The 13868-nt window shown below is 39.4% G+C and carries 12 protein-coding genes; 5 read left to right on the top strand and 7 right to left on the bottom strand.

Going from position 1 to position 13868, the window contains the following annotated elements:
• Positions 1-37 precede the first annotated feature (37 nt).
• The 7 genes from H5S39_RS00915 to rpmH form a co-directional block, all read right to left on the bottom strand.
• Positions 38-1213, bottom strand: a complete 1176-nt coding sequence (locus H5S39_RS00915) for an NADH-dependent flavin oxidoreductase (protein ID WP_182595207.1) — start codon at positions 1211-1213, stop codon at positions 38-40.
• Positions 1214-1360: 147 nt separating this feature from the next.
• On the bottom strand, positions 1361-3301 hold the full coding sequence (gene mnmG / locus H5S39_RS00910; RefSeq protein ID WP_182595206.1) for a tRNA uridine-5-carboxymethylaminomethyl(34) synthesis enzyme MnmG: 1941 nt from the start codon (positions 3299-3301) through the stop codon (positions 1361-1363).
• Between the two features lie 9 nt (positions 3302-3310).
• Positions 3311-4699, bottom strand: coding sequence for a tRNA uridine-5-carboxymethylaminomethyl(34) synthesis GTPase MnmE (gene mnmE, locus H5S39_RS00905; RefSeq protein WP_182595205.1), 1389 nt, complete (start codon positions 4697-4699; stop codon positions 3311-3313).
• Positions 4700-4856: 157 nt separating this feature from the next.
• Positions 4857-5630, bottom strand: coding sequence for an RNA-binding cell elongation regulator Jag/EloR (gene jag, locus H5S39_RS00900; protein WP_182595204.1), 774 nt, complete (start codon positions 5628-5630; stop codon positions 4857-4859).
• A 63-nt stretch (positions 5631-5693) separates the two neighbouring features.
• The gene (locus H5S39_RS00895) at positions 5694-6527 is read right to left on the bottom strand and encodes a YidC/Oxa1 family membrane protein insertase (protein WP_182595203.1); all 834 of its coding nucleotides are present in this window, start codon (positions 6525-6527) and stop codon (positions 5694-5696) included.
• Between the two features lie 3 nt (positions 6528-6530).
• Positions 6531-6884, bottom strand: a complete 354-nt coding sequence (gene rnpA, locus H5S39_RS00890) for a ribonuclease P protein component (RefSeq protein WP_182595202.1) — start codon at positions 6882-6884, stop codon at positions 6531-6533.
• 137 nt (positions 6885-7021) lie between these two features.
• On the bottom strand, positions 7022-7156 hold the full coding sequence (gene rpmH, locus H5S39_RS00885) for a 50S ribosomal protein L34 (RefSeq protein WP_003665227.1): 135 nt from the start codon (positions 7154-7156) through the stop codon (positions 7022-7024).
• Positions 7157-7648: 492 nt separating this feature from the next.
• On the opposite strand from rpmH, the gene dnaA reads away from it, so the two are divergent.
• The 5 genes from dnaA (at position 7649) to gyrB (ending at position 13855) form a co-directional block, all read left to right on the top strand.
• Entirely contained in the window at positions 7649-8971 is a 1323-nt protein-coding gene (gene dnaA / locus H5S39_RS00880) for a chromosomal replication initiator protein DnaA (RefSeq protein ID WP_182595201.1), read from the top strand.
• A 176-nt stretch (positions 8972-9147) separates the two neighbouring features.
• On the top strand, positions 9148-10290 hold the full coding sequence (gene dnaN / locus H5S39_RS00875; protein ID WP_182595200.1) for a DNA polymerase III subunit beta: 1143 nt from the start codon (positions 9148-9150) through the stop codon (positions 10288-10290).
• A 267-nt stretch (positions 10291-10557) separates the two neighbouring features.
• Entirely contained in the window at positions 10558-10779 is a 222-nt protein-coding gene (gene yaaA / locus H5S39_RS00870; protein ID WP_182595199.1) for a S4 domain-containing protein YaaA, read from the top strand.
• Positions 10780-10787: 8 nt separating this feature from the next.
• Positions 10788-11909 (top strand): DNA replication/repair protein RecF, encoded by a 1122-nt coding sequence (gene recF, locus H5S39_RS00865; RefSeq protein ID WP_182595198.1) that lies wholly within the window; start codon positions 10788-10790, stop codon positions 11907-11909.
• Entirely contained in the window at positions 11906-13855 is a 1950-nt protein-coding gene (gene gyrB, locus H5S39_RS00860; protein ID WP_182595197.1) for a DNA topoisomerase (ATP-hydrolyzing) subunit B, read from the top strand. Before recF ends, gyrB begins: the two co-directional genes overlap by 4 nt.
• The last annotated feature ends 13 nt before the right edge of the window (positions 13856-13868 follow it).

Here is a 13868-nt window from a genome sequence, read left to right as displayed (position 1 = left end):
CATTCCCCATTTAAGTCTTTTTCCGGTATTAATTAACTCAGCCGCCAAATCCTTCCATCTGACCAAACTTATCTAGAAAATCGCTAGTTTCTTGATCAGTAAAATTCATGGCATTCAAGAAACCTGTCCTTAGTTCCTGTTGCAACCCACCAGGCAGGCCTAATAGATCCATATCCACGGGAGATAGTGTATAACGAATACTCTTTTCATCGTGAGTTTTAACTTTTGCAATCCAATTAGGTTCGCGGATTAGCTCTCGACCCATTGCTACCAAACTCGCACCTTCATGCAAAGCTTCATCAGCATCTTGTGGCGACAATATATTACCTACTTCAATTAATGGTTTTCGATTATTTATAGTTTTTAAAATCCTTGAATTAAGCGTTTCAAGATTACTCTTATCTACCAAGGACGTTCGCTTACGATTGCCCATTGAACTATGCAAATAATCAATAGGCTCATCGCTTAATACATCCACTAATTTTAACGTATCTGCTATTGTAATTCCTGGTTTTGATAATTCTTCAGGAGAGAATCGATAACCAACTAAGAAACTGCTTGGCGCATTCTCGTTGGCAACTCGTCGCACTTCTGCGATTACTGCCTTAGCAAAGTTCATTCGTTGGTAAACATTACCACCCCACCGATCTCTACGATGGTTACTATGTGGCGAGAAAAATTGTTGAATCAAGTAAGTATTAGCACCATGAATTTCGACACCATCAAAGCCTGCCCTTATTGCCCGCAAAGTTGCTGCACCAAAATCGGCTATTACTTGTTCAATTTCAGTATCAGTTAACTCCCGTGGTACATTTTTCAAATCACGATGTGGTGCAACCGCACTTGCGCTTCGTGGTTGTACTCCACGAAGGATCTTACGAGATGTTTTTCTTCCCGCGTCAAAAATCTGTAAGACCGCCTTGGACCCTTTGCTGTGAATTGCATTAGCTATCTTGCCAAGTCCAGGAATAAATCGATCATCAGCAACTGATAGTTCTCCTTCAAATCCCTTCCCAGCCTCATTAATGTTAGCCACTTCAACAATAATCATTCCTACTCCTGATCGCATACGATAAAACTTAACTTCATCATCAGAAACAGCACCGTCAAAAAAGCTTGATTGCAGCGTTACCGGAGCCATTACAATTTTATTTTGCAATTTCAATCCATTGGCAAATTTATAAGGCTTCATAAATTCATATCTATTAGTCATCTATGAGCACTCCTTTCAATCGATGAATTCACTATAAAGCAGATCATCTTTTTTGAGAAGTACGCACTTTATTGTCCAATAGAGACATTTTTGTCCTTTTTTTGCTATTACTAGAATGTTAAATTAAAAATTTTATTTCCCAGGAAATTATTTATCTGACTTTGAAAACTTTCCTTGACGGACATAAACACTCAAAATTGCAATGTCAGCAGGGTTTACACCACTAATCCGGGAAGCTTGCGCTAGTGTTTCGGGACGAATCTTCTCAAGCTTTTGCCGTCCTTCTGTTGCTAAGCCATCAATATCGTCATAATCAATATCGTCTGGAATCCGCTTAGCTTCCATCCGCTTCATCCGTTCAACCTTTACTTCTTCTTTCTTAATGTAACCAGCATACTTCAACTGAATCTCAACTTGTTCAATTACATGCCGGTCTATCTCGTGTTCTGGCGCAGGGATAAATTCCGCAAGTGTTTGATAGTCAAAGTATGGTCGCTTTAAAAGATCAGCTGCAGCAATTCCATCCTTCAAGCGATTGTCACCATGGGCTTCAATAAAGTCATTTACCTTTTCATCGCTTGGCTTAAGCTTAATGTCATTTAAACGCTGAATTTCAGCAGCAACCTGGGCCTTTTTATCTTCCATTTTTGCAAGGCGTTCGTCACTAACCAGGCCAATCTTGTGGCCCATTTCCATCAACCGGAAATCTGCATTATCGTGACGTAAAATCAACCGGTACTCTGCCCGACTAGTAAGGAGGCGGTAAGGTTCTTTGGTTCCCTTTGTTACTAGGTCATCAATCATTACACCAATATAAGCATCTGACCGCTTAAGAACAAATGGCTCCTTGCCTAGTGCCCGTAATCCTGCATTAATTCCCGCAATCAAGCCTTGACCAGCAGCTTCTTCGTACCCTGAAGAACCATTTGTTTGTCCCGCAGTATATAAGTTCTTGATAATCTTAGTTTCGAGTGTCGGGTGCAATTGATATGGTGCAACAACATCATATTCAATCGCATATCCTGGCCGCATTAATTCTGCCTTTTCAAGTCCTTTAATTGAGTGAACAATCTTTTGTTGGATCTCTTCTGGCATTGATGTTGAAATTCCATCAAGGTAGTATTCATCAGTATCACGGCCTTCTGGTTCAAGAAAGACTTGATGGCGCGGCTTATCCGCAAATCGAACAATCTTATCCTCAATTGATGGACAATAACGTGGCCCAACACCCTTGATTACACCAGAAAACATTGGCGCCCGCTTAAGATTTTCACGAATAATATCATGGGTCCCTTCGTTTGTATAGGTTAACCAGCATGACAATTGTTCGCTAATCGGAATGTAGGCACTGTCAGGGGTATCAAAACTAAAGTGGTGTGGTTCCTCATCCCCTGGCTGTTCCTCTGTTTCCTCGTAGTTAATCGTGTTCCCATTTACCCGTGGAGGAGTCCCCGTCTTAAACCGCTCAAGGTCAAAGCCTAGTTCTTCTAAGTTTTCGGATAGTTTTACTGCTGACTTGGAATTATTTGGTCCTGATTCATATTGTAATTCACCAATGATGATTTTACCCCGTGCAGCCGTTCCCACTGTTAACACAACTGTCTTTGCATGATAACGGGCACCAGTATTGGTAACTACTCCCTTACAAACCCCATCTTCAACAATTAATTGATCAACAGTCGCCTGGCGCAAGGTCAAATTGGGTTCTTCTTCAATTGTTTGCTTCATTGCTCGGTGGTAAGCATGTTTATCTGCTTGTGCTCGTAATGCCCGTACAGCAGGACCTTTACCTGTATTTAGCATCCGCATTTGAATGTAGGTCTTATCAATGTTATGGCCCATTTCACCACCAAGAGCATCAATTTCCCTAACAACGATTCCCTTAGCAGGCCCCCCAACAGATGGGTTACATGGCATAAAAGCAACCATCTCAAGACTAATTGTTACGAGTAACGTCTTATTTCCCATCCGCGCAGCAGCAAGGGCAGCCTCGCTACCGGCATGTCCAGCACCAACAACGATTACATCATATGAGCCGGCATCATATTGAACAGCATCCGATGTCTGCAATGCTTCTGAACTCTTCATTAATTTTCCCTACTTTCCTAAACAGAATTGACTAAATAATTGATCTAATAACTCATCTTGGTAACTGTCACCAGTAATTTCACCTAATAATTCCCAGCACCGGGTCATATCAATTTGAACTAGGTCGACAGGCATTCCATCATTGATTCCCTTTAATACATCGCTTAACGCATCGTTTGCCTGGTGAAGCAAGCCAATGTGACGGGCATTAGTGACCATCACATTATTTTGGCTGCTCTCAATTCCTTCATTAAAGAACATATGACTAATTTGCTTGCCGAGTTGGTCCATTCCCTCGTGATTAACAATTGAAGTTTCAATCACTGTGCTCTTACCTGCCAGTGACTTTAACTCATCAAGGTCAACCGCCAATGGTAAATCAGTCTTATTTAAAATAATAATTCGCTGCTTATCCTTAGTTGCTTCAAGTAATTGGCGGTCTTCATCAGTTAAAGCTGCTGAACTGTCAATTAATAACAAGATAAGGTCGGCTGCTTCAAGGGCCTTTCGACTTCGTTCTACCCCAATCTTTTCAACCTGATCGCTCGTGTCACGAATCCCAGCCGTATCAATTAGCTTTAGCGGAACTCCATTAACATTTACGTATTCTTCAATCACATCACGGGTTGTTCCTGCAACGTTAGTAACGATTGCCTTATCTTCATGGAGTAATGAATTGAGTAAGCTTGATTTACCAACATTAGGACGACCAATAATCGCTGTTGCCAAACCATCGCGAAGAACTTTCCCTTGTTTAGCAGTATTCAACAACGCCTGAATTCGCTGCTGGATATCCTCAGCTTTCTCTTTCAAGAGCTTAGTCGTCATTTCTTCGACCGCATCATATTCTGGATAATCAATATTAACCTCGACTTGTGCTAATACATCTAAAATATCCTTCCGCAAATGACGAATTAACCGTGATAAGTCACCATCAAGCTGGTTAAGAGCCACTTTCATTGATTTATCAGTCTTTGCCCGAATTAAATCCATAACTGCTTCTGATTGCGAAAGGTCAAGCCGGCCATTAAGGAATGCTCGTTTTGTAAATTCACCTGGTTCTGCCATTCGCGCGCCGAAGCTCAATACTAATTGTAAAATTTTATTAGTCGCTAAAAGTCCCCCGTGACAGTTAATTTCAATCACATCTTCACGGGTATATGTTCGTGGTGCCCGCATTACTGAAACCATCACTTCATCGACTTCCTGATTTGTGTCAGGATCAATCACATGGCCATAGTTGATCGTGTGGCTAGCAACTTTAGATAGATCCTTACCCTTATAGATTCGTTGAGCAACTTCAATCGCATCATCCCCACTAATCCGAATGATTGAGATACCGCCTTCGCCAACCGGGGTCGAAATTGCTGCAATCGTATCATTTTCACTATTCGCCATTGCTTTTTCTCCTTTCTAACAAAAAAAGCGCCTAGTCCATGCCAAGTAACAGCAAATGTTACCTACATGGTCAAAGCACTTTCACTACTTTAACGAGTATTAAATTTATAACCGCTCATATTTTAAGAGGATTACTCCCGATTGTCAATAAATTAAGTTAATTTTTCGGTGCAACCACGATACTACGGTATGGCTCTCGACCATGCGAATACGTTTTAACCCGATCATTTGCCTCTAATTCTTGATGAATTTGTTTCCGTTCACGAGCCGGCATTGGGTCTAAAAAGACCGCCTTGCCACTCGCAATTACCTCAGTCACTGCCTTTTCCGCTAGCCGATGAACCGTTTCTTGACGACGTTGCCGATAATTAGACGTATTTAGAAATACACTTACCTTAGGCGCACCATGATAATCCATAAAAGCATTACTCAGTTGTTCAACTGCATTAATCCGGCGACCATGTTTACCAATTACCCGCCCAGATTCATCGGTTACTAAGTCTATATGAAGTTCATGCACTTGTAAATCAGTTAATTTAGGCTTTACTGTTATTCCTAATTCTTTAAAAATATTGATTAAATAATTCTCAAGTTGGTGGCTCGTTTTTTGTACTTTTTTAAGGTTAGCCTGCTGACGACGCCGTATTTCTGCCGGATCTAATTCTCCATCTTCCGCATCTTTTATCGGCCGCGACTTCTTAACCTTGACTTTCTTTTTAGGCTCTATCGATACAGGCGTTTCTATTTTCTTTTGCAAAACCTTCTCTTTGATGGTAATCGCCATTTTTGCTTGTCGCCGCCCAATACCGAGAAATCCGCGCCGTGGTTGTTGCAGAATTTTAATTTCTAGTTCTTGATTAGCTGTTGGTTTTAACTGGTCAATTGCCTTTTGCTTTGCTTCTTCTATTGTTTTTCCGACAAAAATTGTCATTACTGCATCTCCCTAGAATTAATAAAAGGGCTCGCAACATTACATTTGTCGTAGCCCTAATCTTTATTTTCGCCGACTTTGGTAAGCACGACGTTTTGCCTTTTCAATTTTACGACGCTTTGCCTTTTCAGCTCGTTGCTTCTCTTCCCGCTCACGACGAATCTTAAATGGATTCTGAATAATCAACGTCTGCACTACCTGGAATGCATTTGTAACTACCCAGTAAAGGGTAATCGCTGATGAGAATCCTAATGCCATGAAGAACACCATAATCGGCATAAACCATGTCATCGTAGTTGTCATTGAATTTTTTTCTGGCATTGAAGCCATTGACAACCATGAACTAATAAACGTAAATAATGCCGCTAAAATTGGCATTATGTAATATGGATCTGGGTGACCTAACTGTAGCCATAAGAAAGTACCATTACGCAAAGCAGTCGTCCGCCAAATGGCTTGATAAAGTGCCCACATAACTGGTAACTGAACTAGTAATGGAAGCATTGAGGCCCACGGATTGACTCCCGCCTCTTTATACAACTTCTGGGTCTCCATTTGCATCTTCTGCATTGATTCCCGATCACGTGATGAATACTTCTTTTGAATTGCCTTTAATTGGGGGGCAATCTCTTGAGTCTTCATCATTGACTTTGTCTGGTAAAACATTAATGGCAATAAGATAATTCGGACGATGATCGTAAAGATAATGATCCCCATCCCATAACCGCCAAAATGTTTAGAAAGCCAAATGATAAATTGCGAACAGTTATAGATAATATAGTGGTCCCAAATTCCAGTACTGTGACTAGTAATCGGCTTATTAGAGCAAGCAGCCAAAAATAGTGTTAAGCTCATGATTGCTCCTAAGCTTAGGAATTTCTTTGTTTTCTTATTCAAACCCTAATCCTCACTTTTTTCATCTAACAAATGTGCTCGTTGTAATACATGCACTAGGTTTTTCTTTGTTTCTGCCATTGATAACCCATCTGCCGCTGGACGTGCAATTACCAAGAAATCAACATCCGTACGTAACTGTGGCTTTACCTCTAATAGCGTTTGACGAATTCGACGCTTTACCCAATTACGATGAACAGCATTTCCTATTTTCTTACCAACAGAAATACCTACACGAAAATGCTTTTGTCCTGGTTTTTCCATTTGATATACGACAAATTTATGGTTGGCTACGGAATTATGGGTTTCAAAAACCCGTTGAAACTCACTTTCCTTTTTGACACGATATGATTTTCTCATATATAATCCCCAGCCTTATTTTAAGTAGATATAAAAATAGGGGCTGGGCGTACGACAACTTTAACGATTCCAATGGCTCGCCAAGCTGACTGCCCTGCCCCACACAATAAAAAAAGCCACTATAAAAGTGGCCGTGGTTATGCAGATAATACTTTTCTGCCCTTTTGACGCCGACGTGCTAATACCTTACGGCCGTTACTGGTGCTCATGCGCTTACGGAAGCCATGGACACGTGCACGGTGACGCTTCTTTGGTTGAAACGTGCGCTTCATACAATTGCACCTCCTATTATTTCAATGGTTTGGTTTCTAGAGTCTAAAAGACGATCTCTTCAAACATACTTTGGTAGTATACCACATTTAACGAAATTATTAAACGATGAATTTTTATTTAAATTTTTTTAGTTATTAACATAACCCTCAAAATAATCCACAGCGTTGTGTAAATTAATTATTTGTGGACAAGTTATCAACAAGGTTATTCAATGCTTATCCCCAATTCCACACTTGTTGATAAAGTTATCCACAAGCAGGTTCTATCCTGTTGAAAACTCTCCTTATCCTTGATATATATGCATCTTATATTAACACTATTTTGTGGATAACTAATATTTCAATATTACTTTAGTTCTTTTGCACAAGTGACTGACTAATTTACACACAGCGTTGTGCAAACTTTTTTATTATTATCCACTTGGCTGTGGAAAACTTCTTCATGTAATGATAAAATACCGTTTGTAATTTAATACTTTAGGGGGAATTATTTTGACTGAGCTCGATTCTCTGTGGGAAGCGATCCAAAATTCATTTCGTCAGGATACCACTCCGGTTACCTTTGACACTTTGATTGCTCCGGCAAAAGCAATTTCTCTCTCTCAAAATCAACTAGAAATTGAGGTGCCCACACCGGTGCACCGCGATTTTTGGCGTAAAAATTTAAATACGCAGCTTAAAGATTTTGCTCAACGTGAATTAGGCCGCTCTATTGAGCCTCGTTACATTTTAGAGGGAGAATTTACCTACACAAATACTAAAAATCCAAAAGACGTGACTCCTTCTTTTGAGATGGATACTCCATTAAATCCACATTATAATTTTGGAACATTCGTTGTTGGAGAAGGAAATAAAATGGCACATGCTGCTGCATTTGCTGTTGCTGAAAGCCCTGGTAGTCTTTACAACCCACTATTTATCTATGGGGGTGTTGGTTTAGGAAAGACACACCTAATGGAAGCTATCGGTAACCATATGTTGCAAGTTAACCCAAACGCCCGCGTCAAGTACGTAACTAGTGAAGACTTTACTAATGATTACATTAACGCTATTCGAAATAATACAACTGAACAACTACGTGAAGAGTATCGAAATTTGGACTTATTACTAATTGATGATATTCAGTTTCTTGCTAATAAAGAGGGAACTCAACTTGAATTTTTCAATACTTTTAATGCTCTCCATGACCGCAAAAAACAAATTGTTATGACTTCTGATCGAATTCCAAATGAGATCCCTGAACTACAAGATCGTCTTGTTTCACGTTTCCGCTGGGGACTTACCGTTGAGATAACCCCTCCTGATCTTGAAACACGGATTGCAATTTTACGTAGCAAGGTTGAAGAAGATCACATCGATATTGGTAATGACACGCTTAATTACATTGCCGGTCAAATCGATACCAATATTCGGGAACTCGAAGGTGCACTCACTAAAGTTCAAGCTTTCGCAAATCTTAGCGGAGAACGTATTACACCGAGTCTCGCTTCACAGGCATTAAAAGGCCTTCATCGTGCTGCCAACACAGAAATTACAATCGCAACAATTCAAAAACAGGTTGCTGCTTTCTATAACATCACCCAGAGCGACATTCTTGGTAAGAAACGAGTCAAGCAAATTGTCATGCCACGACAGATTGCAATGTACCTATCACGCGAGCTTACCGATTCTTCACTTCCAAAGATTGGAAATGAATTTGGCGGTAAAGATCACACTACAGTTTTACATGCCATCGATAAAATTGAAGCAGAACTAAAAAAAGATACCGACTTACAAAACGATATTACTAAGTTAAAAGCTAAACTTCGCTCATAAGTTGTGGACAAGTAGTACAATTATCCTCAAAGTTATCCACAAGTTATCAACAGGTGGATAACTTGATAAACATAAGCTTTTTAAACTTATCCACAATATTAACAAGCCCTACTACTACGACTATATTTTAAACTATTAAATATATTTATATACTCATTCAAAAAGGACTGAACATTATGAATTTCACAATCAACCGAACTGCATTTATTAGTCAATTAAGCAACGTGCTTCGAGCAATATCATCTAAAACAACTATTCCAATCCTGACTGGACTAAAAATGGTCGTAAATAACGACAACATTGTGTTAACTGGGAGTAATTCTGACATCACAATCGAAAGCGTTATTGATGCAAATAATGCCGACAATGATCTAACCATTGAAGAAACAGGATCAATAGTATTACCAGCACGTTTTTTCAGTGATATTGTAAAAAAACTCCCAGACAAGAAAGTAACTATTGCAGTTACAAGCGGATTTCAGGCTGACATCACATCTGGATCTGCTAAATTCCAAATTAACGGTCAAGATGCAGAAAACTTCCCCCACTTACCAGAAGTTGAAACCGATAAAACAGTTACCCTACCAAATGACATGCTAAAAGAAGTAATTCGGCAAACAGTAATTGCAGTTTCTAAGCAGGAGAGCCGTCCAATTCTTGCGGGTATTCACTTTACTTTAAAAAATGGAACTTTAACGGCTGTGGCAACTGACAGCCATCGATTGGCACAACGGAAAGTTGCCTTAGAAAATATTGATAATAACTTTGATTTTGACGTCATTATTCCGGGTAAGAGTATGGAAGAACTATCGGGAATGATTAGTGACGTTCATGAAGATGTGCAAATGCAGGTAACTGAAAACCAAGTACTGTTTATCTTCGGCAATACTCACTTTTACTCACGATTACTTGAAGGAAACTATCCAGAAACTAGCCAGTTAATTCCTGATACCGCTGATACAACGGTTGAACTTGAGGCTGGAAGCTTTTTAGCATCAATTGAGCGTGCGTCATTACTTTCACATGAAAGCCGTAATGATGTTGTTAAATTGAGTCTCAAACCATCAGAAAATCTTGTCCGCATTAGTGGTGACTCTCCGGATATTGGAACTGTTGAAGAAGAAGTAGCAACTACTGCACTTGAAGGAAATGATTTGGAAATTTCCTTCAATCCTAACTATATGAAGGATGCACTACGGTCATTTGGCCAAGCGACAATTAAAATCTCATTTACATCGCCATTACGTCCATTTACCTTAGTTCCAACAGAAGATCAAGAGAATTTTGTTCACTTAATTACTCCAGTGCGAACATTCTAATCAAATTAGTTCTTGATTATTTTCCGCACTATCTAAGAATTAGAAAGCGGCTAGAAGAAAATTAATTTTCTTCTAGCCGCTTTCCTAGTTAGTCAGGGAATAAAATTAACGGGTAATTTCTGCTCATGTTCAAATTTTTGACCATAGAGCAAATTTAACTTGGTTTTGAAAAAAATGGTTAAATAAAGTTAATGCGCTTAGAACGGCTAATAACGCAAATTTAGCTCAAATTATGTGGTATAATATAAATTGAAGTAGGTGAAAAAATTGGAAGAAAAGTCAATATTGATTGACAGTCCTTTTATTACATTAGGACAGTTGCTTAAGGAAGAAGGAATCATTCCTACTGGTGGGGCAGCCAAATGGTTCCTAAAAGAAAATACAGTATTAGTAAATGATGAACCAGATGATCGCCGTGGACGTAAATTATATCCTGAAGACAAGATTTTAGTCCCAGATCACCAATTATTTGTTATTAAAAGTAAGTAGGGATAAGTATGATTCTGACGGAGTTGCATTTACACCACTTTCGAAATTATCAGGATCTAACCGTTCACTTCAATCCTGGAGTGAACGTTTTAATTGGTCATAATGCACAGGGAAAGACTAATATGCTAGAAGCAATTTATGTTCTTTCTCTTACTAAGAGTCATCGGACAAGTAATGATCGGGATCTTATTAATTGGCAAGAAAAATCAGCGCTAGTTAGTGGAACCGTTCAAAAAAGTATCGGAAAAGTACCGCTGGAATTACAGCTTACCAGTAAGGGCAAAAAGGCAAAGGTAAATCATCTTGAACAGGCGCGTTTATCGCAATATGTTGGTCAACTAAATGCAATTTTATTTGCTCCAGAAGACCTCACGTTGGTAAAGGGATCGCCTGCATTACGACGACATTTTATGGATCGTGAATTTAGTCAGATGAGTAGTAAATACCTCTATAATGCCGGACAATATCGAACTTTATTGCGTCAACGAAATAAATATTTAAAGCAATTAAAATACAAACAACAAACTGATCGTGTACTTTTAGGCGTATTGTCAGATCAGCTTGCGGCTTTTGGTGCGGAAGTGATTGTGGCTCGTCAACATTTCTTAAAGCATCTCGAAAAATGGGCGGCTGATTTGCATCAAGAGATTTCTCTAAATCAAGAAAAATTACAATTAGAGTATGTAAATCAATTAAAAATTAGTGATGAGACGACTGTTGAACAAGCGTATCAAGATCTTTTTAAGCTATATCAAGATAATGAAAGTCGTGAAATTGAACAAGGAACAACGATTTACGGACCACACCGAGATGACATTCGCTTTTTGGTAAACAATAAGAATGTCCAAGCGTTTGGGTCACAAGGACAGCAGCGAACAACAGCCTTATCAGTTAAGCTAGCCGAAATAGACTTAATGAAAGAACAAACAGGTGAATATCCGCTTTTGCTATTAGATGACGTGTTATCCGAACTTGATACAATTCGCCAGACACACTTATTAACAGCAATTCAAAATAAAGTTCAGACATTTTTAACAACGACTAGTTTAAGCGATGTTGCGCGACAGTTAATTAATGAACCCACGATTTTTGCAATTGAGCACGGCACTTTGAAGGAGGAAGTAAAGTGAGCAACGAACAACAAAAAGAAAACAAAGCTGAATTGGCTAGCGAATATGATGCTAGTCAAATTCAAGTTTTAAAGGGATTAGATGCGGTTAGAAAACGTCCAGGAATGTACATCGGATCTACATCCGCGCAAGGACTTCACCACCTGGTTTGGGAAATTGTTGATAATGGGATTGATGAAGCATTAGCAGGCTTTTGTGACGAAATCAACGTTATTGTTAATCCTGACAATAGTATTACTGTAAAGGATAATGGACGAGGAATTCCTGTTGATACTCAAAAGGAAACCGGTAAACCGGCGTTAGAAACAGTATTTACTGTCCTACATGCTGGTGGTAAATTTGGCGGTGGCGGATATAAAGTTTCAGGAGGTCTTCACGGTGTGGGAGCCTCGGTAGTAAACGCCTTATCGACCGAATTGGATGTAAAAGTTGCTCGTCAAGGTAAAAAGTATTACATGGATTTTGACCATGGTCATGTTAAAACTGGAATGAAGGTTATTGAGGAAGGCTTAGCTGAGTCAGAGCATGGGACCACCGTTCATTTTAAGCCGGATCCGGAAATCTTCCGCGAAACAACAACGTATAACATTAAAACGTTAACTGACCGTTTGCGTGAATTAGCATTCTTAAATAAGGGTCTTAAGATTACAATTGAAGATCTGCGAGACAAAAACCATGAACAAAAGGAATTTCATTATGAAGGTGGTATTCGACACTATGTTGAATATCTTAATGAAAAACAAGATGTTCTTTTTGACCCGCCAATTTATGTTGAGGGTAAGGAAAATGATATTACGGTCGAAGTATCGATGCAGTATACCGATTCTTACCGTAGTAACTTGCTGACATTTACTAACAACATTCACACTTATGAAGGTGGAACGCATGAAACCGGATTTAAGATGGCATTAACGCGGGTAATCAATGATTATGGTCATAAAGCAGGTGTTCTTAAAGTTAATGAGACTTTATCCGGGGATGATGTTCGTGAAGGACTAACTGCTGTTGTTTCAATTAAGCACCCTGATCCACAATTTGAGGGTCAGACTAAGACAAAATTAGGAAATTCGGATGCACGGACAGCAACAGATCATGTCTTTGCAGCTACATTCAATCGTTTCTTATTAGAGCATCCTGATGAAGCGCGACAAATTATTGAAAAGGGGCAGCTTGCTTCCAAAGCACGGGTAGCAGCTAAGCGGGCACGTGAAGTTACACGGAAGAAGAGCGGTCTTGAGATTAGTAATTTACCTGGTAAGCTTGCTGATAATACCAGTAAAGATCCAGAAATTTCAGAATTATTTATTGTCGAGGGAGACTCGGCTGGTGGTTCTGCTAAACAGGGACGATCACGATTAACTCAGGCAATTTTACCTATTCGAGGAAAAATCTTAAACGTGGAAAAAGCTACTCTTGACCGTGTACTTGCCAACGATGAGATTCGTTCATTATTTACGGCGCTAGGGACCGGTTTTGGCGATGACTTTGACATTACGAAAGCAAATTACCACAAGTTGATTATTATGACCGATGCTGATGTAGATGGTGCGCACATTCGGACATTGCTTCTTACGTTGTTCTACCGCTTCATGAAGCCAATGATTACGCACGGTTATGTTTATATTGCCCAGCCACCGCTATATCAAGTACGGCAAGGAAAATTTGTTAAGTATATTGATTCCGATGAAGAATTGGAACAAGTAGTAAGTTCACTACAGCCAAGCCCTAAGCCAGTTATTCAACGGTACAAGGGACTTGGTGAAATGGATGCTGAACAATTATGGGAAACAACGATGGATCCTGAAAATCGTCATTTGCTCCGGGTAAAATTAGACGACGCAGAACAGGCAGACCAGATTTTTCCAATGTTAATGGGAACTAAAGTTGGTCCACGTCGAGACTTTATCGAAGAAAATGCTAAATTTGTTGAAAACCTTGACCTATAGTTGAGTAATACTT

This window comes from Limosilactobacillus rudii (assembly GCF_014145455.1).
Taxonomy (GTDB): Bacteria; Bacillota; Bacilli; order Lactobacillales; family Lactobacillaceae; genus Limosilactobacillus; species Limosilactobacillus rudii.
Note: the sequence above shows the minus strand (reverse complement) of the source record. Positions and strands in the feature narration are given on the sequence as shown.

Bases quoted from the DNA above. Each gene is read 5' to 3' on its own strand.
- rnpA (WP_182595202.1), bottom strand. From the start codon at position 6,884: ATGAGAAAATCATATCGTGTCAAAAAGGAAAGTGAGTTTCAACGGGTT.
- H5S39_RS00915 (WP_182595207.1), bottom strand. From the start codon at position 1,213: ATGACTAATAGATATGAATTTATGAAGCCTTATAAATTTGCCAATGGA.
- mnmE (WP_182595205.1), bottom strand. From the start codon at position 4,699: ATGGCGAATAGTGAAAATGATACGATTGCAGCAATTTCGACCCCGGTT.
- jag (WP_182595204.1), bottom strand. From the start codon at position 5,630: ATGACAATTTTTGTCGGAAAAACAATAGAAGAAGCAAAGCAAAAGGCA.
- mnmG (WP_182595206.1), bottom strand. From the start codon at position 3,301: ATGAAGAGTTCAGAAGCATTGCAGACATCGGATGCTGTTCAATATGAT.
- dnaN (WP_182595200.1), top strand. From the start codon at position 9,148: ATGAATTTCACAATCAACCGAACTGCATTTATTAGTCAATTAAGCAAC.
- rpmH (WP_003665227.1), bottom strand. From the start codon at position 7,156: ATGAAGCGCACGTTTCAACCAAAGAAGCGTCACCGTGCACGTGTCCAT.
- recF (WP_182595198.1), top strand. From the start codon at position 10,788: ATGATTCTGACGGAGTTGCATTTACACCACTTTCGAAATTATCAGGAT.